29 protein-coding genes are annotated in these 25415 nt (G+C 60.8%); 10 read left to right on the top strand and 19 right to left on the bottom strand.

What is annotated here, in order from left to right:
• Nucleotides 1-36 precede the first annotated feature (36 nt).
• Nucleotides 37-570, top strand: a complete 534-nt coding sequence (locus AC1D35_RS13415; RefSeq protein WP_113308216.1) for a gamma-glutamylcyclotransferase — start codon at nt 37-39, stop codon at nt 568-570.
• Here AC1D35_RS13415 and AC1D35_RS13410 read toward each other — a convergent pair.
• The 4 genes from AC1D35_RS13410 to ftsE form a co-directional block, all read right to left on the bottom strand.
• Complete coding sequence (locus AC1D35_RS13410; RefSeq protein ID WP_477938687.1) at nt 567-1364, bottom strand: lysophospholipid acyltransferase family protein; 798 nt, start codon at nt 1362-1364, stop codon at nt 567-569. The two genes, AC1D35_RS13415 and AC1D35_RS13410, sit on opposite strands and share 4 nt — an antisense overlap.
• A gap of 89 nt (nt 1365-1453) precedes the next feature.
• A complete protein-coding gene (locus AC1D35_RS13405; RefSeq protein WP_477852241.1) occupies nt 1454-2167 on the bottom strand; it encodes a YdcF family protein in 714 nt (237 codons plus the stop codon).
• 67 nt (nt 2168-2234) lie between these two features.
• Nucleotides 2235-3182, bottom strand: coding sequence for a cell division protein FtsX (locus AC1D35_RS13400; protein WP_477852280.1), 948 nt, complete (start codon nt 3180-3182; stop codon nt 2235-2237).
• Nucleotides 3183-3252: 70 nt separating this feature from the next.
• The gene (ftsE, locus tag AC1D35_RS13395; RefSeq protein WP_113299088.1) at nt 3253-3912 is read right to left on the bottom strand and encodes a cell division ATP-binding protein FtsE; all 660 of its coding nucleotides are present in this window, start codon (nt 3910-3912) and stop codon (nt 3253-3255) included.
• A gap of 205 nt (nt 3913-4117) precedes the next feature.
• On the opposite strand from ftsE, the gene AC1D35_RS13390 reads away from it, so the two are divergent.
• The 3 genes from AC1D35_RS13390 (at nt 4118) to AC1D35_RS13380 (ending at nt 5912) form a co-directional block, all read left to right on the top strand.
• Nucleotides 4118-4780, top strand: coding sequence for a hypothetical protein (locus AC1D35_RS13390; RefSeq protein ID WP_113308214.1), 663 nt, complete (start codon nt 4118-4120; stop codon nt 4778-4780).
• Between the two features lie 110 nt (nt 4781-4890).
• Nucleotides 4891-5433 carry a hypoxanthine phosphoribosyltransferase gene (hpt, locus tag AC1D35_RS13385; protein ID WP_113299086.1) on the top strand — a complete coding sequence of 181 codons (543 nt, stop codon included), beginning with the start codon at nt 4891-4893 and terminating at the stop codon, nt 5431-5433.
• A gap of 119 nt (nt 5434-5552) precedes the next feature.
• Nucleotides 5553-5912 (top strand): response regulator, encoded by a 360-nt coding sequence (locus AC1D35_RS13380; protein ID WP_113299085.1) that lies wholly within the window; start codon nt 5553-5555, stop codon nt 5910-5912.
• Between the two features lie 58 nt (nt 5913-5970).
• Here the strand turns inward: AC1D35_RS13380 and AC1D35_RS13375 are convergent, their stop codons facing one another.
• The 4 genes from AC1D35_RS13375 to argH form a co-directional block, all read right to left on the bottom strand.
• Nucleotides 5971-8601 carry a TIGR02302 family protein gene (locus AC1D35_RS13375; protein ID WP_113308213.1) on the bottom strand — a complete coding sequence of 877 codons (2631 nt, stop codon included), beginning with the start codon at nt 8599-8601 and terminating at the stop codon, nt 5971-5973.
• Between the two features lie 272 nt (nt 8602-8873).
• Nucleotides 8874-10142, bottom strand: a complete 1269-nt coding sequence (lysA, locus tag AC1D35_RS13370) for a diaminopimelate decarboxylase (RefSeq protein WP_113308212.1) — start codon at nt 10140-10142, stop codon at nt 8874-8876.
• A 12-nt stretch (nt 10143-10154) separates the two neighbouring features.
• Entirely contained in the window at nt 10155-10349 is a 195-nt protein-coding gene (gene lptM, locus AC1D35_RS13365; RefSeq protein ID WP_113299082.1) for an LPS translocon maturation chaperone LptM, read from the bottom strand.
• A gap of 134 nt (nt 10350-10483) precedes the next feature.
• A complete protein-coding gene (argH, locus tag AC1D35_RS13360; protein ID WP_113308211.1) occupies nt 10484-11887 on the bottom strand; it encodes an argininosuccinate lyase in 1404 nt (467 codons plus the stop codon).
• Between the two features lie 26 nt (nt 11888-11913).
• On the opposite strand from argH, the gene tlpA reads away from it, so the two are divergent.
• Nucleotides 11914-12576: a thiol:disulfide interchange protein TlpA gene (gene tlpA / locus AC1D35_RS13355; protein ID WP_113308278.1), complete on the top strand. Its 663-nt coding sequence runs from the start codon at nt 11914-11916 to the stop codon at nt 12574-12576.
• A gap of 181 nt (nt 12577-12757) precedes the next feature.
• Here tlpA and AC1D35_RS13350 read toward each other — a convergent pair whose 3' ends face one another.
• The 7 genes from AC1D35_RS13350 to AC1D35_RS13320 all read right to left on the bottom strand — a co-directional run bounded on the left by AC1D35_RS13350 (nt 12758) and on the right by AC1D35_RS13320 (nt 18152).
• Nucleotides 12758-13639, bottom strand: coding sequence for a 3-hydroxybutyryl-CoA dehydrogenase (locus AC1D35_RS13350; protein ID WP_477852238.1), 882 nt, complete (start codon nt 13637-13639; stop codon nt 12758-12760).
• 146 nt (nt 13640-13785) lie between these two features.
• Nucleotides 13786-14727 carry an electron transfer flavoprotein subunit alpha/FixB family protein gene (locus AC1D35_RS13345; RefSeq protein ID WP_477852236.1) on the bottom strand — a complete coding sequence of 314 codons (942 nt, stop codon included), beginning with the start codon at nt 14725-14727 and terminating at the stop codon, nt 13786-13788.
• Nucleotides 14728-14749: 22 nt separating this feature from the next.
• The gene (locus AC1D35_RS13340) at nt 14750-15499 is read right to left on the bottom strand and encodes an electron transfer flavoprotein subunit beta/FixA family protein (RefSeq protein ID WP_477852234.1); all 750 of its coding nucleotides are present in this window, start codon (nt 15497-15499) and stop codon (nt 14750-14752) included.
• Between the two features lie 183 nt (nt 15500-15682).
• On the bottom strand, nt 15683-16468 hold the full coding sequence (locus AC1D35_RS13335; protein WP_113312006.1) for a rhomboid family intramembrane serine protease: 786 nt from the start codon (nt 16466-16468) through the stop codon (nt 15683-15685).
• Nucleotides 16469-16505: 37 nt separating this feature from the next.
• The gene (locus AC1D35_RS13330) at nt 16506-17084 is read right to left on the bottom strand and encodes a cob(I)yrinic acid a,c-diamide adenosyltransferase (protein WP_477938686.1); all 579 of its coding nucleotides are present in this window, start codon (nt 17082-17084) and stop codon (nt 16506-16508) included.
• 13 nt (nt 17085-17097) lie between these two features.
• Nucleotides 17098-17301 (bottom strand): twin transmembrane helix small protein, encoded by a 204-nt coding sequence (locus tag AC1D35_RS13325; protein WP_113299075.1) that lies wholly within the window; start codon nt 17299-17301, stop codon nt 17098-17100.
• Between the two features lie 17 nt (nt 17302-17318).
• On the bottom strand, nt 17319-18152 hold the full coding sequence (locus AC1D35_RS13320) for an SDR family oxidoreductase (RefSeq protein WP_113312008.1): 834 nt from the start codon (nt 18150-18152) through the stop codon (nt 17319-17321).
• 68 nt (nt 18153-18220) lie between these two features.
• On the opposite strand from AC1D35_RS13320, the gene AC1D35_RS13315 reads away from it, so the two are divergent.
• Complete coding sequence (locus AC1D35_RS13315; RefSeq protein ID WP_113312009.1) at nt 18221-19192, top strand: YihY/virulence factor BrkB family protein; 972 nt, start codon at nt 18221-18223, stop codon at nt 19190-19192.
• Here AC1D35_RS13315 and gluQRS read toward each other — a convergent pair.
• Nucleotides 19157-20038 carry a tRNA glutamyl-Q(34) synthetase GluQRS gene (gluQRS, locus tag AC1D35_RS13310; RefSeq protein ID WP_477852231.1) on the bottom strand — a complete coding sequence of 294 codons (882 nt, stop codon included), beginning with the start codon at nt 20036-20038 and terminating at the stop codon, nt 19157-19159. The two genes, AC1D35_RS13315 and gluQRS, sit on opposite strands and share 36 nt — an antisense overlap.
• Between gluQRS and AC1D35_RS13305 the strand changes: the two genes are divergently transcribed.
• Both AC1D35_RS13305 and AC1D35_RS13300 read left to right on the top strand, forming a co-directional pair.
• The gene (locus tag AC1D35_RS13305) at nt 20037-20723 is read left to right on the top strand and encodes a DNA-3-methyladenine glycosylase family protein (RefSeq protein WP_477852229.1); all 687 of its coding nucleotides are present in this window, start codon (nt 20037-20039) and stop codon (nt 20721-20723) included. The two genes, gluQRS and AC1D35_RS13305, sit on opposite strands and share 2 nt — an antisense overlap.
• 112 nt (nt 20724-20835) lie before the next feature.
• Complete coding sequence (locus AC1D35_RS13300) at nt 20836-21393, top strand: HNH endonuclease (RefSeq protein ID WP_477938685.1); 558 nt, start codon at nt 20836-20838, stop codon at nt 21391-21393.
• Nucleotides 21394-21402: 9 nt separating this feature from the next.
• On the opposite strand, the gene AC1D35_RS13295 is transcribed toward AC1D35_RS13300, so the two are convergent.
• A complete protein-coding gene (locus tag AC1D35_RS13295) occupies nt 21403-21918 on the bottom strand; it encodes a disulfide bond formation protein B (RefSeq protein WP_477938684.1) in 516 nt (171 codons plus the stop codon).
• A gap of 22 nt (nt 21919-21940) precedes the next feature.
• Nucleotides 21941-22531 (bottom strand): YqaA family protein, encoded by a 591-nt coding sequence (locus AC1D35_RS13290; RefSeq protein WP_113299068.1) that lies wholly within the window; start codon nt 22529-22531, stop codon nt 21941-21943.
• Between the two features lie 195 nt (nt 22532-22726).
• Between AC1D35_RS13290 and AC1D35_RS13285 the strand changes: the two genes are divergently transcribed.
• On the top strand, nt 22727-23029 hold the full coding sequence (locus AC1D35_RS13285; RefSeq protein WP_477852227.1) for a hypothetical protein: 303 nt from the start codon (nt 22727-22729) through the stop codon (nt 23027-23029).
• Nucleotides 23030-23122: 93 nt separating this feature from the next.
• On the opposite strand, the gene AC1D35_RS13280 is transcribed toward AC1D35_RS13285, so the two are convergent.
• A complete protein-coding gene (locus AC1D35_RS13280; RefSeq protein ID WP_113299067.1) occupies nt 23123-24868 on the bottom strand; it encodes a cation:proton antiporter domain-containing protein in 1746 nt (581 codons plus the stop codon).
• A gap of 157 nt (nt 24869-25025) precedes the next feature.
• Here AC1D35_RS13280 and AC1D35_RS13275 point away from each other — a divergent pair, with 157 nt between their 5' ends.
• Nucleotides 25026-25337 (top strand): hypothetical protein, encoded by a 312-nt coding sequence (locus AC1D35_RS13275; protein WP_113299066.1) that lies wholly within the window; start codon nt 25026-25028, stop codon nt 25335-25337.
• Nucleotides 25338-25415: the final 78 nt, after the last annotated feature.

The following is a 25415-nucleotide window of genomic DNA, read 5'->3' as shown; positions in this document are numbered from 1 at the left end:
GTGAAAACGAAATCTGATTTTGATCTGGCGTGCGATATGGACGAATTTTGGGTATTTGGCTACGGCTCGTTGATGTGGAATCCGGGCTTCGAATTCGTAGAGCGATCGCAAGCCCTGGTTTACGGCTATCGGCGCTCGCTTTGCGTCCGTTCTTTCGTTCATCGCGGCAGCCGTGAAAATCCCGGTCTCGTTCTTGGCCTCGACAGGGGCGGCGCCTGCCGCGGCATGGCTTTTCGCGTCGCACCGGAAAAGTGGGACGAGGTCATCGACTATCTGCGCGCCCGCGAACTCGTCACCAATGTCTACCTGGAAAAGCATTTGCGGCTGCAACTTCCGGAAGGCCGCAGCGCGCAGGCGGTCGCCTATGTCGTCGACCGCGCCCATGAGCAATACGCCGGCGCGCTGGATGCGTTTGCCGCAGCGCGGGTCGTCAATGTGTCGGTCGGCCAGTCAGGGCCGAACGATGCCTATGTCTTCAATACACTTTCCCATCTGAAGGACATGGGTATTCGCGACCAGTGGCTGGAACAGGTGGTCGAGGAAGTCACGCGGCTGCGCGCCGCCGCTTAAGCCGTTGCAGCCTTTGCCTTGCGCAGCTGGGCTAGCCGTTCCACCGCCGTCGGTGGCAGCGGCACATGCGGGTTGCGTTCGACCGTGTCGATCAGAAGCTGGTCGCTGGCGCTTTCCGTCACGTCGATCAGATGGGCAAAGAAGGCGTCGGGATCCATGCCGGGCATGATGGGCGGCAGGATCTGCACCTTGAAATGACCGGGATAACGCATGGTGCTGCGGCGGGGCCAGAACAGGCCGGGATGCATGACGATGGGTACGACAGGAAGCTGCAGGTCGCGATACATGCGGGCGATGMCATATTTGTACATTGGCTCGGCGCCCGGCGGGCGGCGCGTGCCCTCGGGATAGATGATGAGCTGGCGGCCGGTCGCAAGTTCTTCCTTGGTCCGCTTCAGCACCTCCACCATCACCTTGCCGCGGGCGCCGCGGTCGACCGGGATCATGCGCTGCCTCTTGGCATACCAGCCGAAAAGCGGGATCCACATCAGCTCGCGCTTGAGGATATAGACCGGGTCCTTGAGGTTGGGCAGCAGCGCATAAGTGTCCCAGAAGGACTGGTGCTTCGGTGAAATGATGTAGCTGCCGTCAGGCAGGTTCTCCAGGCCTTCGATCTCGAACGTGGTGCCGACGATCACTCGCATCAGCCAGTGGTTCGAGCGCGCCCAGTTCTTGGGAACGCTGTAGGCGATCTTGCGCGGCGCGATGAAGTAAAAGGGGGAGAGCACGATCATCCTGATGATGAGGTTGGCGTAGAAGATCGTGTTGAACAGAACGGAACGCAGGGCGATCATGAAACTTTCCCGAGGCACGGTCACGCCGACCGACCTACACGATATTGCCCGCCATAAAAAGCGTCTGATTGCCGGAGCGGGTAAAAGCCTCAGCTCTGGCCGGTCAGGTTGGCAGAACGCAAGCCCGTATGACGCAGGCCGACGATGTTGCGCGCACCTGCCAGCAGCAACTTGGCGTATTCGGCCAGCATGACGCGTAGTGCGTTCGGATCGGTGAACCAATCGCGCGTCTTCAGATCGGAATTGACGACAGGATAGGGGATGAATTGAATGTCGGGATCGACATAGGAGAGCTCGGCGAGGCTGCGCGGCATATGGTAGTTGTTGGTGACGACCAAAATGCTCCTGTAGCCCTTGGCATGAATCCAGTTCGAGGCTTCCTCTGCATTGCCGATCGTATCGAGCGCGTCGTAACCGATGTCGACGCAGCAGGAGAAGAGATCGGCCGAGCCTTGAGTCATCTTGCGGATCTGCGTTGGCGTGGTGGAGGGGTGCGCGCCCGATATCAACAGCCGCTTGCCTGCGCCTTTCTGCAGGAGTTCTACGGCCTGATCGATGCGCTGGTAGCCGCCGGTCAGCACGATGATCGCGTCGGCCCGCGGCTCGGCAGGTGGCTTCAGGGTCGTCACCGAATCTGCAAAGCGCAAAAAGCCGCCGAAGATCAGCGCGGCGATCAACACGCAGGAAAAGCCCAGCCAGCGCAAGACGCGGCGAATCGGGCCACGCCGCGGCGAGACGCTATCGGGGCCATCCAGCTCCGGGTCCGGGCGAATCGGATTGCGTGTCGTATGGCCCATCGTCATGAGTCGTGATTATACGCTGATTGCGGCGCAGAACAGACGCTTTCATGGCAAAACGGCATGGCGGTATCTAATTCGCGATACCGTCCGCACGCGTCGGATCGGAGCGCAATGTATCGATTTCATAGATCGTGCGCATGACGGTGAGCCGTGCGGTCACGGTCGTCAGCAATGCGATTACAATCATAGTCGCGAAGATGCCGAGATAGCCGAGCGCCCCGACCGAAAAGGTGCCGAAAAGAGCTGTCGCCTGATCGGTCTCGGGTGTGGCGATGGTCCTGCTCTGCAGAAAGCCTGCTGCGGCGAAGAAGAGTGCGGCCAGTGCGCTGCCGATTGCCGAGCCTTTGAGGCTGATCTTCAGGAAATGCTTCTGGAATTCCGTTGCGACGAAGGAGCTCTCCGCGCCGACGAAATGCAGCACTTCGATGATGTGGCGGTTGCCGGAGAGTACCCCGCGTGTGGCGAAGACCACCGTCAGCACCATGGCGGTGAAGACGAGCAGCAGGATGCCGGTGCCGATCATGACGGTGGTGCGGGCCATCGCAACCAGGCGGTCAACCCAGGTGCGGTGATCGTCGAGAAAAGCCTGCGGAATGCTCTCTTTCAGAAGATCCCGCATCGCTGCGAAGTCCGGCGGACGGCTCTCATCGATGGTGATGATGACGAGACGCGGCACGGGCAGTTCCTTGATATCCAGTCCGCTGCCGAGCCAGGGCTCGAGAAGGCGCGCCGTGGCGGCCTCGTCAACGATCTGGCCGCTCTTGGTGCCGACGAAGGTCAGGGCAATATCGCGGGCCTTAATCAGGGCCTTGTCCATATCCAGATTATCGTCAGGTTTGATCTGGATGGTAATCTCCCGGGAAATCTGGCTTTCCCAACTCGCCGCCGTCGAGCGGACCATGCTGACGCCGCCGAGTGTCAGGCAGGCCAGGAAAGCCATGATGGCGATCACCACCATCAGCGCATTGCCCTGAATATTCGTCGGCGGCAGGATCGGCGCCGTCGGGCGCACGCGCATCTCCGGCCGCTTGGGCTGCTGGGCAGCAACGGCGGCAGGTGCCTTTTTCGCGCGGGTCCTGGTGGGCGTCTTAGTCATAAATATCGAGATGCCCTTCCGAGAGAATCATGCGGCGGGCTTCCACCTGGTCCATCAGCGAGAGATCGTGGGTGGCGATCACCACTGCGGTGCCCAGACGGTTGAGTTCCATGAAGAGGTTCAGCAGGCGCTTGGCCATCGGCGGGTCAACATTGCCGGTCGGTTCGTCGGCAAGCAACACTTCCGGCCGGTCCATCAGCGCGCGGGCGATCGCGGCGCGTTGTTTCTCACCGCCTGATAGTACCGGCGGCAGAACATTGATGCGTTCGCCGAGGCCAACCCATTTCAGCAGGTCCAGCACGTCGGTCTTGTAGGTGCTCTCGTCCTTGCCACGCACGCGAAGCGGCAGGGCGACATTCTCATATGTCGTCAGGTGGTCGAGAAGGCGGAAATCCTGAAAGACGATGCCAACACGACGGCGCAGYAGCGGCAACTCAGGGCGCGGGATCTCGGAGATGTCGCGGCCGAACATGCGGATCAGGCCGCGTGTCGGCTGCAGCGACATGAAGAGCAGGCGCAGCAGCGTGGTCTTGCCGGCACCGGAAGGGCCGGTCAGAAACTGGAAGGACTTTTTCGGGATGTCGAAGGTCAGGTCCCGGAGAATTTCCGGACCCATGCCATATCGCAAACCGACATTCTCAAAGTGGATCAACGGGCAGCTCAGTCTTTCGTGGTTTCACCGCATGACTTGTTAACCAACACCGTTAACAGCAGGTAAATTTTGCCGAAAAGACGCCCGTTTGATGGCGATCTTTGCGAAGCATTAACTATTGAAATTTACGACTGGGGCGGATTCGTTTCAATGCCAAGATTGTCTTGAGCAGTGAAACCATGTGGACATCCGAGAGGTCGCCACCATGGAAGCATCCTCCTTCAGACGACAGACCGCCGGCCGGGCCTATGATTTTCTGCCGCCGGAACCAACTATCCGACGGACCCGACGCTTGCCGCGCAGGGATGACGTTGCCGATGCCGAGTTCATTGTTGTCGGTAAGGCGCGGCCGCAAGGCGCATCTGCCGGTGCCCGCGACACGACCCATAACGACAAACGCCGTCGCAGCGCCCCACCCAACACCCAGCCGCCGGTCCTGTTTGCTGCTGCCGCCGCGATCCTCCGTGGTACGGAGATCTGGCTGCAACGTGCGTCGCTGCGCGGTTTTGCGGCACTGGTGATTTCGCTCTTCGTTCTGGTCTTCGGGCTTGCCGGTGGGTTCTCCGGCCTTTCGCGGGGGGAGGCTTCCGCCGCCGGCCTTCACTTCTCGCATGTCACGATCACGCCGCGCGATGCCAATGGCATGCGCATCCTGCTCATCAACGGCATCATCGAGAATGAGAGCGGTGTGACGCAATCGGTGCGGCCTATCCGCGCCGATCTCGTGACCGATGAGCGGCTGATGGCGAGCATCGTCATCACGCCGCCGACGGATGCCATTTATGCCGGGCAAAGCCGCGGTTTTTCGGCCCGTGTTCAGCATGCCGGCGGCAAGGTGCCGGATATCAGGCTTTCCTTCATGCCTTGAGCGCCGAGTGGCGTTTTTAGGTCGATCGGTGGGAAAACCTGTCCTTCCGGGGTGTTTCGACGGAATTAATGTGCTAACGGCTTACCCTTCTTTTTGTGGAGCAAGCCTTTATGCCTGTCGTGCGCGGAAAAAACATCGAGCCGCTCTTCACTGCCGAGCAGATTGCCGAGCGCAATCATTCCATGGCGCAGGATATCGCCGCCGGCCCGACGAAGGATCTGCTGGTCATTGCCGTGCTCAAGGGCTCGTTCATCTTCGCGGCCGATCTGCTGCGCGCCCTGCATGATACAGGCCTTGCTCCCGAGGTGGAATTCATTACGCTCTCAAGCTACGGCGCGGGCACGGTTTCGCAGGGCGTGCGCATCGTTAAGGACATCGACAGCGACGTGAAGGACCGTGACGTTCTGCTCATCGACGACATCCTCGAATCCGGCCGCACGCTACTGTTTGCCAAGGAACTGCTCTATGAGCGCGGTGCACGCAACGTTACCATCGCCGTGCTGCTCGACAAGCGAGTCAAGCGTAAGGAACAGCTGGAAGCAGACTATGTGGGCTTCGAGTGCCCCGATTATTTCGTTGTCGGCTACGGCATGGATGTCGCCTACGCCTTCCGCGAACTCCCCTTTGTCGGCGTGGTTACCGGTGACGCGTAAGGTGTCTTGCTTCAAGACGGCTTGTTAACCATTTCGCCGATCGGCTTGGCATGTTTACCGATCGCTAGGGAACCGCATGCGATCTCCGTCGCGGGGCATGACGACGGAGCAATGCACAGATGGCAAAAATTCTGATCACGGAAGACGAAGATTCCCTTCGCACTTTCGTAGCCCGGGCACTACGCCTTGACGGTCATGAGACCGATGAAGCCGCCGATGGGGCGGAAGGGCTGGAAAAGCTGAAGGGCGGCAATTACGACTTGCTGCTTTCCGATATCCGTATGCCGGTTATGGACGGCATCGAACTTGCGCATCAGGCGAAGGACGCATTTCCAGCGTTAAAAATTCTGCTGATGACCGGCTATGCCGAACAGCGCGAACGGGCCGACGATCTCGCAGAAAAAATCATCGATGTCGTACCGAAGCCGTTCGCCCTGCCGGATATCCGAAAGGCCGTAGCGCGAGCGCTGGTGGCCTGATATTTGACGGCGCGGGCGTGCCGACAGGCACGCCGGCAATCTGCATTCTCTCTCAGTATCACTGAATATCCAGCAACCGCTCGAGATATTGCCGCTCGATCGCCTGGGTCGGATTGTTGCCGAGCTTCTCGCGGATAGCGTCCAGAATCTCTCGGGCGCGCTGAACATCGATCTCGTCGGGTATCTTCACATCGTTGTTCATATCCGGTCCGAGATCGGTCTGGCGCGGGCGGCCCAGCGGATCGCGGCCGTTCTGGTTGCCCTGGCCGAGCTGGCCGTTTGGACCCTGCTGTCCTTGCTGGCCCTGCTGCGCCTGCATCATCTGGCTCATCATGTCGCGAGCGCCCTTGCGCAAGGCTTCGAGGGCCCGGCCCTGACCTTCCAGTGCGCTGCTGCCGTTACCCTGTCCGAGGTCGCGGCCAGCGCCTTCCATTTCGCGCTGTGCCTGACCAAAGCCTTCGCCCGGCTTCATGCCCATATCGCCGAGGCTCTTCTGTAGTTCCTGCAACTGCTTGCCGAGCGCGTCCTGCTGGGCACGAAGCTGCTTTAATGCTTCGCGCAGTTGCTCGGCCGTCATCTGGTCACCGGGTTTCTGGCCTTGCTGTTCCTGCTGACCCTGTTGCTGCTCGCCTTCCTCGCCCGGCATCATGTCGTCCATATTGGGATCACCGCGCTGCATGCGGTCGCGGAGTTGCTGGTCGAGGCGGAAGGTCTGGTCCATCAGCTTCTGCTGATCGCGCAGGATCTGGCCCAGCTTGTCCATCTGCTGCGTCATCTGGCTGTTTTCCTGCTGCTGCTGGCCGCGCTGCGGGCGGGCCGTCTGCAGGTTGTTCATCAGCCGCTGGAGGTCCGAAAGCATCTGCTGGGCGGCATCGCGATTGCCGGAGCGTGCCAGGTTTTCGATCTGGTCCATCATGCGCTGCAGATCTTGCTGGCGCAGGAAATTCTGGGCGTTCTGGTTGGGCTGCATCGGCATGTTCTGCAGGCGCTGTGCCAACTCACTCATATAGTCCTGCATCGCCTTGCGCAGTTCGTCCATCAGCTTCTTGATCTCGGCGTCCGGCGCATTGCGGTTCAGTGCATCGGCAAGATTCTGCTGGGCGTCGCGCAGGCGACGCTCGGCAAGCGAAAGATCGCCTTCCTCGATGCCGAGGGCAATGTCCCAGAGATACTGGGCCGTATCCTTGAGCTGCTCATCGCCCTTGGCGAGCTTCATGCGGGTCAGCGCGGACTCGATCAACAGGTAATGAGTGGTGTTCGGGATCGTCTCCTCCGGCCGGATCGTCAGTGCTTCGTTGAGCGCGATCGCATCCGGCATTTTGCGAGTATCGAGAGCGAAGGTCTGTCGCTCTTCGGCGACGGCCGCAGCCAAGGGCTCGCTGAACGGACGCGACGGCATGATCATCTCATAGGGCGGGCTGCGACCCGTCTGCCCCGCGGCGTCCTTGGCGACGAGAGTGATGCGCACGCGTTTGCCGGCGAGTGGATGTTCGGTCAGGTTCTTGCTCGTCAGGCCTTTGCCGTCACGCGCATTGCGGCGGGGAATGTCCAGCTTGAATTCCGGCAGCGGATAGAGCGGCGTTGCGGCCGGATCGGATTCGACGGGCACGATCTCGGCATGGGCCTCCTGCACGCCGTAGTCGTCCTTCACCGTAAAGCCGACTTCCAACGCGCCGTTGACGGCGCGACGCGGCATGCCGTCGAAGGCGATTTCCGGTGCCTTGTCGGGCAGCACGTCGAAATTCCAGGTGCGGCCGTTCGCCTGCAGCGCGCCATTCTCCTCAAGTTTCATGATGTGCGTCTGCGCCATCAACTGGGGTGCTGTGGGCGCGCCTGAGGCCTGCTCTGCATTTACGTTTGTAGTCGGCAGCTGTGGCCGAGTGTCTTCCTGAACTGCGATTTCCTGGCTTTCGCCATTAGCCTTCCTGAAGATGACCTTCTCGGCCGATTGGCCGCCGCTGACACGCACCGTCAGGCTGGAAAACTGCGGAATGCCGATCGGCGCCTGTTCGCTGCCATCGGCTGTCAGATAAATTGGCGGGCGGCCGGTATAGGATGGCGGGGTCACCCACGCATCGATGCGCACGGCCGGATCGCTCTTTACCTGAGCGGGTGCCGACTGCAGTGCATCGGCGATGGACCCGCCATTGATCGACGTGGAATAGCCGAAGGCGGTGACGACCAGCAGCGCCGGAATGGCGCGCAGTGCGAAGCGATCGTGCCGGGCGATATCGGGCTGCGGCAGGCCGGCGTCGAGCGTTGCGATCTTCCGCGCCATTCGCGTCTGGTGTTCGCGCCACAAGGCGCGGGAGAACGGTGTATCGAAGGCCGGCTCATCCTCCTGCACCATGACGGGCTGGTGCGGCAGGCCGTTGCGCTCTTCAAGCATGCGGTCGGCCTCAACCACCCGCGGCCAGCGAAGATTGCGCAGTGGCAGTAGCGAAGCAAGGAAACCAGGAGCAAAGGCAATCAGGAGAAGAATGCGCAGCCAGTCAGGCACGAGGCGGAAAAAACCGAACCAGGAGATCGAGAGATAGATCGCGACGACGCCAACAGCCGGCATCAGCAGCGGAAGGATCTGCTCGGCGAAAAGCACGATCCTGGCCAGGAAACGTTTTGCCGCCACCAGCCGCGCCAGAGAGGGTTGAAGCGCGAATGCGCCTTTCTTCTGCCTTGCGGGGCTTGTCATCAATCCGGTCTCCGCGATCTGGCGTTCAGGAAACAGAGGGCGCTTCCGGCGATTGCTGGGCAATACGCTCGCGAAGGAAAAGGATAACACTCTTTGTGGCGAAGGCGAGGGCGAGCGCCTGTGAATACCGGTTTTTCGCGTGCGGTCGCCAAAAAGTGATTGCGGCCTTCAAAGCGTGTTGTGCATCTTTCGGATGCGCTCGCGACGCTTTTCATCTTTGTCTCACGCATCTCGTTATCGCAAAACCGCTGCGCACTTTTGCGCGATATGCGTTAGTCCAGCCAAGCCGGGACGGAATCGAGACCAATCAGCTCCGAGTAGGTACGGCGCGGGCGAATGACATGGAATTCGTCGCCCTTGACCAACACTTCAGGCACCAGAAGGCGGCTGTTATAGGTGCCGGCCTGAACCGCGCCATAAGCGCCGGCTGTGCCGACGGCCAGGAGATCGCCGGGCTTCGGCGTCGCCATTTCGCGGTCGAGGGCGAGGTAGTCGCCGGTCTCGCAGACGGGGCCGACGACATCGGCGCGGATGCGCGGGGCATTGGCTGCCGAAATCACCACTGGCATGATCTCGTGATAGGCCTCGTAGAGGGTCGGGCGGATGAGGTCGTTCATCGCGCCATCAACAACCACGAAGGTCTTTTCGCCGCCGTCCTTCATATAGATGACTTCGGTCACGAGGATGCCGGCATTGCCGACGATCAGGCGTCCGGGCTCGGCGACGATCTTGCAGTTCAGGGCGCGAAGCTGGTTCTTGACGATTGCGGCATAGGCCTCCGGTGAGGGCGGCGGGTTGTTGTCGTCCTTGTAGGGAATGCCGAGGCCGCCGCCGATATCGACGTGGTGGATATCGTGGCCGTCGGCGCGCAACGTGCTGACCAGATCGTGCAACAGCTTGAAGGCATCGTCAAAGGGCTGCAACTCGGTGATCTGGCTGCCGATATGCATGTCGATGCCGGTCACTACGATGCCCGGCAGACTGGCGGCGCGGGCATAGATGGCGCGAGCGCGTTCCCAGGATATGCCGAACTTGTTTTCCTTCTTGCCGGTCGAGATCTTCGCATGCGTGCGGGCGTCGACATCGGGATTGATGCGGAAGGAGACGGGAGCCTTCTTGCCGGCGCGCACGGCGCGCTGGTTGAGGATCTCCAGTTCCGGTTCGGATTCGACGTTGAAGCAGTAGATGCCGGCTTCCAGCGCATAATCCATTTCATGCGGCGTCTTGCCGACGCCGGAGAACATGATGCGGCTGGCCGGGATGCCGGCGGCAAGCGCGCGGCGCAGTTCACCTTCGGATACAACGTCGATGCCGGCGCCGAGCCGGCCGAGCGTTTTCAGCACGGCCTGGTTCGAATTGGCCTTCATCGCATAGCAGACCATGGAATCGACATCGCTGAAGGCTTCGGAGAAGACCCGGTAGTGACGCTCCAGCGTTGCCGTCGAATAGACGTAGAAAGGCGTGCCGACCGCCTTGGCGATCTCAGGAACGGGGACATTCTCGGCATAGAGGATGCCGTCGCGATACTCGAAATGGTTCACGGGAGTCCGGCCTTAGAGAAGGGGATCGAGAATGAAGGGCTTGTCGACGGAACCTGGTTGTTTCGTCGGCTTGGAGATATCGCCCCCCTTCGTCGCATTGGCGCTCGGCGGATCGAGGTCGCCCTTGCGGCCGCATCCGGCAACGGCAAGGCCGATGACGGCAAAAACCACCGTAAGGCGGATGAGATGCGGCAAGCTCGTCTGCATGGATATCCTCATATCGGGCACTGGCTGGCATCTTCATAGCGAAGTTTATCAACCTTGTGCACCCTGATTATTGAAGCTTGATGCTCAGCGCATTTCCGGATGGAGAGGCGGTTTGCCCTTCACCCGGAGGTGCTTCAGTTGCGAGCGCGCCAGTAGGCGATCTGTTTGCGGACTTCCGACGGTGCGGTGCCACCGAAGCTCTTGCGGCTGGCGACAGAGGCCTCGACCGTCAGCACGTCATAGACCTTGTCGGTGATCGCGGAATTGATCGCCTGCAGATCGGCGAGCGGAAGCTCGGCGAGATCGCAGCCCTTGCTTTCGGCAAGTGCCACGGCGCGGCCGGTGACATGGTGGGCATCGCGGAAGGGAAGGCCTGCCTCGCGCACCAGCCAGTCGGCAAGATCGGTTGCCGTCGAGTAGCCGGAACCGGCGGCCGCCTTCATGCGCGCTGTGTTAACAGTCATGTCACGCACCATGCCGGTCATGGCGGCAATCGCCAGTTCCAGGCTCTCGGCGGCATCGAAGACCTGTTCCTTGTCTTCCTGCATGTCCTTGGAATAGGCGAGCGGCAGGCCCTTCATGATCGTCAGCAGGGCAATCAGCGAGCCGTTGATGCGGCCGGTCTTGGCTCGCACCAGCTCGGCGGCATCGGGGTTCTTCTTCTGCGGCATGATGGAGGAGCCGGTGGAGAAGGCGTCGGAGAGGCGCACGAAACCGAATTGCGGCGTCGACCAGATGACGATTTCTTCGGCAAGGCGCGACAGATGCACGGCGCAGATCGCGGCAATCGCCAGGAATTCGATGGCGAAGTCGCGGTCGGAAACAGTGTCGATCGAATTGCGGGTCGGCTCACGGAAGCCAAGGGCCTTGGCTGTCATGTGGCGGTCGATCGGATAGCCGGTGCCGGCGAGCGCTGCCGCACCGATCGGGCTTTCGTCGAGGTGCTCGATCGCATGGCGCACGCGCGAGCGGTCGCGGCCAAACATTTCCACATAAGCCATGCAATGGTGGCCGAAGGTGACCGGCTGGGCGGTCTGGAGGTGGGTAAAGCCGGGCATGACGCTGTCTGCATGTTCCTCGGCGCGGTCGAGGAAGGCCGCGATGAGGCTGGTCAGCATGGTCTCGGTCTTCTGCAGCTCTTCCTTGACCCAGAGGCGGAAATCGAGCGCCACCTGGTCGTTGCGCGAGCGGGCCGTATGAAGGCGGCCGGCGGCCGGGCCGATCAAGGTCGCGAGCCGGGCTTCGACATTCATGTGAATGTCTTCGAGCTGGCGGGAGAATTCGAAATTGCCGCTTTCGATTTCTGACAGGATCGTGTTTAGCCCGTGAACGATCTTGTCCTTATCGTCGGTTGAAATGATGCCCTGATGAGCGAGCATCGTTGCGTGGGCGATCGATCCGCGGATATCCTGGGCAAACAGCTTCTTGTCGAAACCGATCGAGGCATTTATCTCCTCCATGATTGCATCGGGGCCGGAAGCGAAACGTCCGCCCCACATCTGGTTGGAGGATTTGGTGTCCGTGTTGCCCTCGGCCATGGAAGATGCCCGTCCTGGAGAATGAAATGATGACGAAAAAACCCTTCGGCCTGCCGTCCGTGAAACTGATCGCAATCGCCGCCGTTGCAGGCATTGTTGCCGGTGCGGCAGCGGTATACGTGAAGGAGACGGGCATTGGCAATGCCGTCAGTGATGCCGCCTCGGCCGAATGCCCGCTGACGAAGGAGCATGCCGCCAATCTGACGCCGCTCATGAAGGGCCAGGTCGCCGCGATGGTTGCCGCCAACCAGCCGAAGAAGCTTGAGACCGTCGCCTTCAACGGCCCTGACGGCAAGCCGATGACGCTCGATCATTTCGCCGGCAAGACCGTGCTTCTCAATCTCTGGGCCACATGGTGCGTGCCGTGCCGCGAGGAGATGCCGGCACTGAACGCGCTGGAGAAGGAGATGGGCAGCGACAAGTTCCAGGTCGTGCCCGTCAATATCGACACCGGCGATGACGAAAAGCCGAAGGCGTTTCTCAGCGAAATCGGTGTCGATGCATTGCAGTTCTACCGCGACAACACGATCGGTGTGTTCAATAACCTGAAGAAAGAGGGCCTTGCCTTCGGCCTCCCGGTCACGCTGCTGCTTGACGACAAGGGCTGCCTGATCTCGGCCATGAACGGTCCCGCTGCATGGGATAGCGAGGATGCCAAGGCGCTGATCAAGGGTGCTGTCGGATCGTAAAGACGGCAGTCAGGAGTCGCCGGCGCCGCGGATGAGGAAAACACCCGCAAGTCCGATCAGGACGCAGCACTGCAGCAGAAACATCGGCAATTCGCTCGACATGGCATTTTCCTTCCGTTCGCCGGAAGGAAAGCATGTCTCGGGCGTTTGTTCCATTCACCCGATCTGATGACGGGCGATCTTAGCGGGTCGGAACCGGCGTTTCGCCGCGATAGTCGTAGAAGCCACGGCCGGATTTGCGGCCGAGCCAGCCGGCCTCGACATATTTCACCAGCAGCGGGCAGGGGCGGTATTTGCTGTCGGCGAGACCATCATGCAGCACCTGCATGATCGAAAGGCAGGTATCGAGGCCGATGAAATCGGCAAGCTGCAGCGGTCCCATCGGATGGTTGGCGCCGAGCTTCATGGCGGTGTCGATGGCATCGACGGTGCCGACGCCTTCATAGAGCGTGTAGATCGCTTCGTTGATCATCGGCAGGAGGATGCGGTTGACGATGAAGGCCGGGAAATCCTCGGCGACCGTGACCGTCTTTTCCAGCGATGCGACGAATTCGCGGGCGGCGGAGAAGGTGGTCTCCTCGGTCGCGATGCCGCGCACCAGTTCCACGAGCTTCATGACCGGCACCGGGTTCATGAAATGAATGCCCATGAAGCGCTCGGGGCGGTCCGTTGCTGCAGCCAACCGGGTGATCGACAGCGAAGAGGTGTTGGTGGCGAGGATCGCTTCCGGCTTCAGTACCGGACAGACCTGCGTATAGATCTTGCGCTTGACGCTTTCGTCCTCGGTCGCCGCCTCGATCACCAGGTCGGAGGGGGCGAGGTCATTGATGTCGGATGAGCCGGTGATGTGTGAAAGGGCGGCGCTACGCTCTTCGTCCGTCATCTTGCCGTTCGTCACCAGCCGGGCGAGATTGCCGTTGATAGTGGCAAGGCCGGATTCGATGCGGTCCTGCGAGAGATCGTAGATATGAACCTTATATCCTGCAGCGGCCGAAACATGCGCGATGCCGCAGCCCATCTGGCCGGCACCGATGATACCAATATTCTTCAACACCGCAGCCATCTCCAACCCCCGCCAGCATACGCCCCCGCGCTGCCGGTATTTCTATATGAAATTGCCGGACGAAAGATCGCCCGGCAAAAGTAGTAGACCGATAGAAGACAATTTTCCAGTCATTCGCAAGTGCGAAAAGAAGGCAATGTGCCCGATCAGAGTGCCTTTTCGAGTTCCGGCAGAGCCTCGAAGAGGTCAGCGACAAGTCCATAGTCGGCGATCTGGAAGATCGGGGCTTCCTCATCCTTGTTGATCGCGACGATGACCTTCGAGTCCTTCATGCCGGCCAGATGCTGGATGGCGCCGGAAATGCCGCAGGCGATGTAGAGCTGCGGGGCGACGACCTTGCCGGTCTGGCCGACCTGCCAGTCGTTCGGGGCGTAACCGGCGTCAACTGCGGCGCGCGAGGCGCCGACGGCAGCGCCGAGCTTATCGGCGACCGGCAGGATGACTTCCTTGAACTTCTCGGCAGAGCCGAGTGCGCGGCCGCCGGAAATGATGATCTTGGCGGAGGTCAGCTCCGGACGTTCGGAAGCCGACAGCGCATCGGACACGAAGTTCGAAAGGCCCGGGTCAGAGACGGCCGGGATCGCTTCAACGCCAGCCGAGCCACCCTCGCTTGCAGAGGCGAAGGAGGCGGTGCGCACGGTGATGACCTTCTTGGCGTCGGTCGCCTGCACCGTCTGGATCGCATTGCCGGCATAGATCGGGCGCTTGAAGGTGTCGGGCGAAACCACTTCGATGATTTCGGAGACCTGGGCGACATCGAGGAGTGCTGCGACGCGCGGCATGACGTTCTTGCCGGTCGAGGTCGCAGCGGCGACGATCGTATCATAGCTGCCGGCCAGCGAAATGATCAGGTCGGCGAGCGGTTCGGCAAGGTTGTTTGCGAGTTCGTCGCTTTCGGCGAGCAGCACCTTGGAGACGCCGGAGAGCCTCGCAGCTGCATCGGCTGCCGCCTTGGCGCCCTTGCCGGCCACGAGAACGTGGACGTCGGTTCCCGCTTCCTTAGCAATCTGCGTTGCAGCGGTCAGGGCCTTGCCGGTCTGGTCGGAGAGGCTCGCATTGTCGTGGTCAGCCAGAAGAAGAATGGCCATGGTCGTATTCCTTTCTCGAACCTTAGAGGACGCCGGCTTCGTTCTTGAGCTTGTCGACAAGCTCGGCGACCGACTTCACCTTCACGCCCGCCTTGCGGCCGGACGGCTCTTCCGTCTTCAGCACCTTGAGGCGCGGAGCGGTGGAAACGCCGAAATCGGCCGGGCTCTTCTTGTCGAGCGGCTTCTTCTTCGCCTTCATGATATTCGGCAGCGTGGCGTAGCGCGGCTCGTTCAAACGCAGGTCGGTCGTCACGACGGCGGGAAGCTTGACCTTGATCGTCTGCAGGCCGCCGTCAATCTCACGGGTGACGGTGGCGCTGTTGCCGTCGATCTCGACCTTGGAGGCGAAGGTCGCCTGGGCCGAGCCGAGGAGGGCCGCGAGCATCTGGCCGGTCTGGTTGCTGTCGTCGTCGATCGCCTGCTTGCCAACGATAACAAGGCCCGGCTGTTCGGCGTCGGCAACACCCTTGAGGATCTTTGCCACAGTGAGCGGCTCGACCGCATCATCGGTCTCGACGAGGATGGCGCGGTCGGCGCCCATGGCGAGAGCGGTGCGCAACGTTTCCTCTGCCTTGGCGGGGCCGATCGAAACGACGATCACTTCCTCGGCCTTGCCGGCTTCCTTCAGGCGAAGGGCCTCCTCGACCGAAATCTCGTCGAACGGGTTCATCGACATCTTGACATTTGCAAGGTCGACGCCCGATCCATCCGGCTTGACGCGGATTTTCACGTTGTAATCGACAACGCGTTTGACTGGGACGAGAATTTTCATGGGGTCCTTCCTTCGAACAGAGATGGGCCTTCAACAGAGACGTCTGGGAAAATGCGCGCTTGGGCGCCGCTCCGATTGTCGAATGGCGACATGGATACGCGTTTTTCCTCCAAATACAACGCTTCCATGGCGTAGCCAGTCGATTTGAATGGCAATATATTAACGTTTACGTTCACGTCAATATTAAAGCTTGTCGCGCCCCCATGGCAGGCGAGGCGGCACAGGCATGCCCGACGCAGTAACGCGGATGGGGACCAGCCGATCTTGGACGGCGCGCGGGGTGACGATCTGCCGATCGAAAAGCGGCACACCTGGCCGGCGCAGGATGAGAATAAGCAGGGTGCCCGTGACGATGCCGCCGACATGTGCACTCCATGACACGTTGCCGTCGGGATCGATCAGCAGCATGAAGAACTGCTGACCGACCCAGAGCAGGAGCGGAATGAAGGCCGGCAGCGGCAACGGCACGCGGAAGAAGACCAGCACCCAGACCCGTACGCGCGGATGCAGCATCAGATAGGCGGCCACCACACCCGAAATCGCGCCCGATGCACCGACGAGCGGCGCTTCCGACGTCGTCATCAGCAGACCATGACAGAGGGCGCCGGCCGCAGCGCAGGCTAGGTAGAAGACGAGGAAACGCAGGTGCCCCATCGCGTCCTCGACATTGTCACCGAAGACCCAGAGGAAGATCATGTTGCCGGCAAGATGCCAGAAGCCGGTGTGGATGAAGGAATAGGTGATGTAGGTCGCTGCTTCCGGCACGATCTCCAGCCCTGGCGCCAATACCGCATGGCCAAAGATGATGGCCGGGATATAGCCGAGCCCTATGGTCGTGGCCTGCGCGACCTGCTCGCTTTCGACCGAGGTGAAAATCCAGGCCGCGATGTTTGCCGCCATCAGGCCGAGTGTGACCCACTGAACTTTAATATACTTCAGCGTATTGGCGTCGTGCAGCGGTATGAACATGAAAGCCTGCCCCCGGGCGATCGTGACTGTGGCGAGCCTACCTGTTTTTTCCGGGAACCCAAAGCACATCTGCCTTGCCTCCATCATTTGCATGACGGGCGGCAACGAACAGGAAATCGGAGAGGCGGTTGACGTATTTGAGTGCGGCGGCGCCGACAGTTTCTCCTTCGCTGCGGGCAAGTGCGACCATCAGCCGTTCGGCGCGCCGCGCGATCGTGCGAGCGAGGTGCAGATGGGCGGCGGCGGGGCTGCCGCCTGGCAGCACGAAGGATTTCAGCGGCTCCAGATCGGCATTCAGCCTGTCGATGTCCTGCTCCAGCCGGTTCACCTGGCTTTCGACGATGCGCAGCGGCTCGTAGGCCGGCGGCTCAGCAGTTTCGGGTGTGGCGAGGTCGGCGCCGAGATCGAAGAGGTCGTTCTGGATCAGCGCCAGCATGGCGTCGAGTTCGGCCAGCTCCGCCGTGTGCAATCTTGTCACGCCGATCGCCGAATTGGCTTCGTMGATGGTGCCGTAGGCTTCGACGCGCAGGTCGTGTTTGGCGCGGCGCGGGCCGGAGACCAGCGCAGTCGTGCCATCATCGCCGGTTCTGGTGTAAATCTTGTTGAGCTTTACCATTGCCGCTCTCAGATCAGCTCGGGCGTCCGCCGCCAGTCAACCAGAGCGTCAGCATGATCAGGAGGACGGCGATCGCCTGCAACAGCACGCGAAGCTGCATCAGTTTGTTGGAAAGGTTTGCGTCGCCACCCTTCATCATGTTGAACAGGCCGCGGATCAAAACGAGGGCAACGAGGCCCATGACGATGATCGCGATGACGTAGGTGACCGTGGACATGGCAGTCTCTTTTCTTCTCAATCCGTCCAGCGCATCAGGCGGTAGAAGAGGTCGGCCGGAAGCAGCCTCTTCAGCCATATGCCCTGTTTAGCCGGAGTCGTTACGGGATAATGTGGCTTTGGATTTTTCGAGTTCAATGCATGCGTCAATACTGCATAGACGGCCTCGGGGCCAAGCTTGTGGCGGTTGACCGGGCCTGAGCCTTCAAGGCGGGCAAGCTGTCGGCGGTACTCGACCGCATGGGGTGAATTTTCGAGGTCGATATGTTCCTTGATCTTCGCCAGCGCGTTTGCCGTAAAGCGGCTGGTGATCGGTCCCGGTTCGATCAGGCTGACGTGAATGCCGCTTCCCTGCAGTTCCATGCGCAGGGTGACGCTCAGGCCTTCCAGCGCGAATTTCGAGGCCGTGTAGGCGCCGCGATAGCGGTAGGGCACGAGGCCGAGGATCGAGGAGCATTGCACGATACGGCCCTGGCCGTGCCGGCGCATGAAGGGAATGACCTGCCTGGTCAGTTCGTGCCAGCCGAAGACGTTGGTTTCGAACTGCTCGCGCAACACCTGTGTGGAGATATCCTCGACCGCGCCCGGCTGCCCGTAGGCGCCGTTGTTGAACAGCGCATCGATCCTGCCGCCGCTGCGTTCGGCCACTGCACCCACCAGTGCCGAGATCGTTTCGGGCTGCGTGTAGTCCATCAGGAGGGCTTCGATACCGTCTGCTTCAAGCGACGATAGATCCTTGGTTTTGCGCACCGTGGCAAAGACACGCCAGCCGTCCGCTTTCAGGGCGCGTGCGCAATAGGCGCCGATGCCGGAAGAGCATCCGGTTACGACGATGGTGCGCTGGTCGGCCATTCAATGATTCCTGTACAAAATGGGACTCGTTTCCCATATTCGCCGAAAGGATACAATTGGGAAGCCGAATGCCGAAAATCCTGCGCACGCTGTACGATGTGGTCTATGATGCCATCTGCCACCTCATCGACGATGACGGTTTTGCCATGGCAAGCCATGTGGCGCTTTCGAGCCTGCTTGCGGTCTTTCCCTTCCTGATCTTCGGCACGGCGCTCGCCAATTTCCTTGGGGCCGACCAATTTTCGATTTATGCGATCCACTTCATCTTTGACACCTGGCCGGAGGCAATCGCCAAACCGCTTTCGGATCAACTTGTCGAAGTTCTGACAATCCCCCGTGGCGGTCTTCTCACGATTTCTGTACTGGCGGCCGCTTATTTCGCTTCGAATGGCGTAGAGGCACTGCGCATCTCTCTCAACCGCGCCTACCGAGTGCAGGAAACCAGGCCGTGGTACCTGACACGTCTTTTCAGCCTCGGTTATGTTCTTGTTGCGGTCATTATTGTCGCCGCCATCAGTATCCTGCTCGTCGCCGTTCCCGTCGGTCTCAATTATGCGCGCGATTGGCTGTTGCATAACGACACTCTCGAAGTGCTTCCAGAAGTCGTGCGCCAATGGTTGCCAACGGCCGTCGACACGCTCGAAATCGTTTTCGGCTGGCGTATCTACGGGACCCTGGTGCTCCTGACACTTGGCCTTTTGGTCGTCCATCTCTGGCTGCCTTCGGGCAAGCGTCGCGTGTTCGACGTCGTTCCGGGTGTATTTCTGACCCTGCTGCTCTGGCTCGCCGGCGCGCTGATCTTTGCTTATTATCTCGCGACCTTCGCCAATTACACCGCCACCTATGCCGGCCTGGCATCCGTCATGATCGTCCTGATCTTCCTTTACATGGTGAGCGTCATCTTCATCGTCGGAGCGGAGATCAATGCGGCATTGATGAAGTTTCGGGTGTTGCGCAATTTCTCACGCACCTTTTCGGTGGTCGGGCGTGACCGCGTTGCCGGTTCAAAGCCCGACAAGACGGCGAATATCGGCAGCTGACAGACCACTTGCGCGCAATTCCGCAAGGCCGGTGTCGCTCTGGCTCTTGGAAAGCTTTCGGCCCTCTCCATCCGCAACGAGTCGATGATGGTGATAGACGGGCTGCGGCAGGTTGAGCAGGTTCTGCAGCAGCCTGTGTACCGAAGTGGCGTGGAAGAGGTCGAGGCCGCGTACGACATGGGTCACGCCCTGCAGCGCATCGTCGATGACGACGGAGAGGTGATAGCTGGAGGGGGCATCCGAGCGCGAGAGAACGACATCGCCCCAGGCGCCGGGCTCGGCCAGGATTTCGCCCTTCCGCTCATCACCGGTCTCGGTCCAGAACAGCGGTACACCGATCAGATCCAATGCCCTGTTCATGTTGAGCCTCCATGCATGTTTGAGACCGGATGCCAGCATCGCATCGCGCTCTTCCTCGCTGCGGTCACGGTCGTCGGCTGGATAGCACGGCGTGCCGTCGGGATCGCGCGGCCAGCGTTCGCCTGCTCTCTCATAGGCGGCGAGGCGTGTTTTGACTTCACCGCGCGTCAGGAAAGAGGGATAGACCAGTCCGCGTTCGATCAGTGAACGAAGAGCTGCCTGGTATTCGGGAAAATGTTCCTGTTGGCGACGGACCGGCCGTTCCCATTCAATGCCCAGCCACTCGAGATCGGTGTAAATGCCGGCCTCGAATTCTGGTGTGCAGCGCGTCAGATCGATGTCTTCGATACGCAGCAGCAGCCGGCCGTCTGCGGCCTTGGCCATGTCGTCATTCAGGAAAGCCGACAGCGCGTGACCGAGATGCAAAGGCCCATTGGGGCTCGGGGCGAAACGGAATAGGGGTTTTTGACGCGGAGTCGTGATCATGCTTTCTTCTGGCATGGATTTGAAGCGATCGCGAGGCAAGGTGCGGGTCATCAGCAATGAGAAGGATATCGAGGAGGGGCTTGCCGCTCTTCTTGTTCTCGATCCCCGGCTCGTGGCAATTGCCAGGGAGGCAGGTTCTGTCCCGCTCAGGCTTCGCGAGCCGGGATTTGCCGGCCTTGCCCACATCATCGTTTCGCAAATGGTATCGCGCGCCAGCGCTGAGGCGATCTGGCGGAGGATGCAGCCCGAGAGCGGATTGCTGAGCGCTGAGACTTACATACTGCTTCATCCCGAGGCTTGGCGTGAATTCGGACTGTCCCGCGCCAAGGCCGACACGCTGACGCGGATCGCGCAGGCCGTCGCTTCCGGGCGAATCAATCTGCACGAACTGGTCCAAAAACCACCCGGCGAAGCGCTCGCCGAACTGGTGGCGCAGAAGGGAATCGGTCCCTGGACAGCAGAGGTCTATCTGATGTTCTGCGGCGGGCATGTGGATGTGTTTCCAGCCGGCGACGTCGCACTTCAGGCCGCTGTCGCTGCGGCATTCGGTCTCGCTGAACGCCCGCCGGCCAAGGCGCTCGCGGGGCTTGCGGAAATCTGGTCGCCGTGGCGCTCGGTCGCCGCCCGGCTTTTCTGGGCTTATTACGCCGCAAAAATGCGTCGCGACCTGCTGCCGATCGGCTAACGGACGCCCTCCCTCAATTCGCCTTTATCCGCTGAATTTATTGGACTTCACAATCCTGTAACAACCGGCCTAATATACAAGTGCAGATGCCGAATCGATCCAGGAGGGCTCCTTGACGATTGCAGTCTCCCCACAGGCCCTGCCGGCGCTCGTTCTGAACGCTGACTACCGGCCGCTGAGTTATTACCCCTTGTCGCTATGGTCCTGGCAGGACGCGATCAAGGSGGTATTTCTCGACCGTGTGAACATCATCGCGGAATATGAGCACGAGGTTTCCTCACCGAGCTTCTCGATGCGGCTGCCGAGTGTCGTTTGCCTGAAAACTTATGTACAGCCATCCCGCAATCCTGCTTTCACTCGTTTCAACGTCTTCCTGCGCGACAGGTTCGAGTGCCAGTATTGCGGTGCGCATGACGATTTGACCTTCGACCACGTCACCCCGCGCGCTCATGGCGGCGAGACGACCTGGGAGAATGTCGTTGCGGCCTGCTCGCCCTGCAATCTGCGCAAGGGCAGCAAGCTTCCGAAGCAGGCAGGCATGTTCCCCGCTCAGAAGCCATACCAGCCGACGGTGCAGGATCTGCACAATAACGGCCGGCTTTTCCCGCCGAACTATCTGCACGATAGCTGGCTCGACTACCTCTACTGGGATACCGAGCTGCAGCCCTGATCGAAGCCCCTACGCAGTCTTCTTCACGCTCCAGAAGGCGAAGGCCGCGAGGATCAGGCTTGCGATCACATTCCAGCCCGCAAAAGACAGGCCGAGAACGCGTAGCGCTGCATCCGTGCAGGACGGGCCTTTGATCGTGTTCAGTTCGCCCAGAAGGTCGCCGGCATTGGTCGTCATGCTGCTTGCCGTGGTCGAGCAGGTAGCCGGGCCTGCCCAGAAATGCCATTCCACGCCCGAATGATAGACGCCCATGCCGGCGCCGACGAGCATCAGGATGCCGACGGCGAGAATGATGGCGCGCGTCATCCAGTTCGGCAGGCCGATGACGGCCGCAACAGCGCCGAGGATGGCGATCGGAATGCCGTAGTAATAGGGCTGGCGCTGCAGCAGGCAGAGCGCGCAGGGAATATAGCCGCCGATATACTGGAAGCCGAGAGCCGTTCCGACGACCACGGCCATGCCGATGGCARGCAGCAGAGAGTAGACGACGCCCGAACGGGCAAGCGGCAGGGTGGAGGCGTTCATGGCGGAACTCCGCGAAGTTGGCTCAGTGGGCAAGATATCGGTAGGCTAGATATAGCACGATCACGAACGCCGCGCCGATGCCGACGATCTGTCCGAGGCGCTTCTCGATGAAGTGACGGATCGGCTCGCCGTAACGGCGCAGCAGCCAGGCGAGGAAGAGGAAGCGGGCGCCGCGAGCGATAATCGCTGAGACGATGAAAAGCGGCAAGCTGACGTGGATGACCCCGGACAGGATCGTCACGATCTTGATCGGCGGCAGATGCGCCAGACCTGAGGTGACGAGCAGCAGCAGGATCGTCTCGTAAGTGACGTAGGATTTCATCTGCTCGAATTCATCGAGCTTTCCATAGAACTCGAGAACCGGGCGTGCCACAGCTTCGTAGGCGTAATAGCCGAGCGCCCAGCCGGCGATGCCGCCGAGCACCGAGGCGACGGTGGCGACGATCGCATAGCGATAGGAGCGCTCGGGCTTGGCGAGTGCCATCGGCAGGAAGAGCACGTCAGCGGGAACGAGAAAGACGGAACTTTCGACGAAGGCGATGACGGCGAGCCAGACTTCGGCCGATTTTTTCGAGGCCAGAGACATGGTCCAGTCGTAAAGTCTGCGGAGCATCCGTTTCCTTTCCCTGTTGCAACGCACAAAGCATTAGGGGGCGATCACGACCCTGTAAATGCTCGGCCTGCGGCTTACCGGGTTTAGTGTTGAAAATTTCGTGATCTGCGTCGGCTCCTCCCAAAATTTCGCGGGATGGCAAGCGGGCGAATCTGCGGCAAGCTTTATGCGAGTCGAAATACCGGGTGGCATGCCATGCGATTGAGGGTGATAGAAGGCGGGCTCGCTGCGGCCGGCCAGCGGGGTCGCGGAGCCGAGAGCCGTAGGCCGGACAGCGAGGATGTCCGCCGTGAGGCGGCGCGACGTCTTGGTGCCAGCGGCTATAACCGTTCACGGGTCATGGAATTTGCCGCTGGTGTGCCGATGCCGGCCATACTCAAATATCTCGCCATGCAGATCAATTTTGCCGCCGAAGCGATTTCCAGGCTCGATCCGATCCCGGCCGATTACCATTCGGATCTCTACTGGCCGAAGATAGACGACATCACGACAGCGTGATCAGGGCTGCCCGCAGATCGCACGATGTGCGGGAATAACGGGTCCTGCGCACTGTTCCCACCTCGTGACGTTGCGGCCCGTGCGGCGGCGTTTTTACGACAGATCCATGGATTTTTCCCACTGTTGGCGCATCACGTTCATTGCGGTGCGCTTCTGTGCCATTTCACTGACGATCGTACGCAGATGCGGATGGCGCGACATGAACATGTTGAAGTCACGCCGATCCAGCACTTCGAACTGGCAAAAATCGACGGCCGTGACATCGGCAGTGCGGCGTCCGCCGCTGAGCAACGCCATTTCGCCGAAAAAGGCCCCGGGCTCGAGCCGCACAGCCCCGCTTGCAAGCCGTACCTCGACTGCGCCGGAAGAGATGAAATACATGCTGTCACCGCGATCCCCGCGGCGGATGACGCGCTCGCCGGGCGAGGCGAGTTTGGGGTTGAACAGCAGCAGCAGTTCCTCGAGCGCATCCTCGCCGACTTCGGAGAAGAGCGGGAAAGTCTCGACCAGTTGCTGGATCCGCAGATGATGCTGGCGCGCGCGTTCCTCGCCGAGCGCCCTGATCTTTTCCAGTTCCCGCGCCAGGGCATCCTGGTTCTTCCGGCCGTAGCTTTCGTAGAGACGCGGCCATTTCTTCTTGATTTTGCGGTTCAGCTTCTCCGCCACGAAGATGACGAGCGGGTTCAGTGTGATGGAGAGAATTGCTGCGGCGAGGATCAGGTCTTGTCCCTCGTGCGGCAGCAGCCCGAGCGAAACGCCAAGGCCGGCGAGAATGAAGGAGAACTCGCCGATCTGGGCAAGGCCGCCGGCTGCCGTCAGCCCCATGCCGATCGGATAACGCAACAGGGCTACGATGCCGAAGGAGATGACCGCCTTGCCGATGATGATCAGTGCCAGTGCGCCGATGACGGCGAGAGGCTGATGTACGATGATCGAAGGGTCGAAGAGCATGCCGACCGAGACGAAGAACAGCACCGAGAAGGCATTCTGCAGCGGCAGGGAATCGGCGGCGGCGCGATGGCTGAGATGGGATTCGCTCATGACCACGCCTGCGAAAAAGGCGCCGAGCGCAAAGGAAACGCCGAAGATCGCCGCCGAGCCGAAGGCGATGCCAAGCGCGATGGCGAGCACGGTGAGCGTGAAGAGTTCACGTGAGCCGGTCCGGGCAATCAATGTCAGAAGCCAGGGCACGATGCGGGGGCCAAGGAAGATCGCCATGGCAGCAAAGGCCACAACCTTCAGCAAGGTGAGTGCGATCGTCACCGAAAGCGGCAGATCGAGGCCGTGCGTGGCGGCGTCGCTTGCGTGACCGCCCAGAAGTTCGGCAAGGGCCGGCAGCAGGACGAGCGCCAGCACCATGGCGAGATCCTCGACGATCAGCCAGCCGACGGCAACGCGCCCGCCTGCGGTGTTGACGAGGTTGCGCTCTTCCAGCGCTTTCAGCAACACGACGGTGCTGGCGACCGAAAGGCTGAGCCCGAAAACGATGCCGGCGCCGAGGCTCCAGCCCCACAACTCCCCGAGACCGATGCCGAGCAGGGTCGCAAGCAGGATCTGGCCGATGGCGCCCGGAACGGCGATGCCGCGGACAGCCAAAAGATCAGATGCGGAAAAGTGCAGGCCGACGCCGAACATCAGCAAGATCACACCCATTTCGGCAAGCTGGCTCGCCAGCTCCGTATCGGCGACGAAGCCCGGTGTGAACGGGCCCATGACGATACCGGCGACGAGATAGCCGACCAGCGGCGGCAGCCGCAGCCTGTCGGCGCCATAGCCAAGAATTGCCGCGAAGACGAAGCTTATGGCTACCGTTGCGATGAGTCCCGCTTCTTGATGCATCAGCCCTCTCAAAATGCCCTGCGGCCGGCACTTTAGGATGAAGCGCCGGCAAAGTTAAAGAGTTGATTTGGATGGATCGGGCCTAAATGTCCGGCTTTTTGGCGGAACCACTAAGCTCCCGTGTCGTTGCTTATACACGACGACAAGGAGAAGAAAGATGCGAAAGATCATCATCAACTGTGCAATCGTTGCCCTTGCCCTGGGCTCGACCGCAGCCCCTGTAATGGCAGACAGCGTGACGGTCACACGCGAGCGTGCATACGACGGTTATGATCATTACGATCGGTATGACCGTGACCGGGAGCGGGCGCGTCCCGGCGTAACCATTAGCGATCGCGGCATCACGTTCGGCGCGGTGCGCGAACGTGATCGCTACCGCGATCGGGACCGTGACCGCTGTGTCACCCGCAGTGTAACCCGTCAGACCGATGAAGGCGCTGTCACGAAAACGGTTCGCCGTTGTAATTAGTCGGCAGACTGAAGATCCGGCGCTCCACTCCGCCGGGTCTTCAGCATTGTCAGCCAAGGTTCACCCCTCGCCATCGGG

This window comes from Rhizobium sp. P1_E6, from assembly GCF_056405875.1.
The sequence above is the reverse complement of the archived record's forward strand: the minus strand, read 5'-3'. Positions and strand labels throughout refer to the sequence as shown.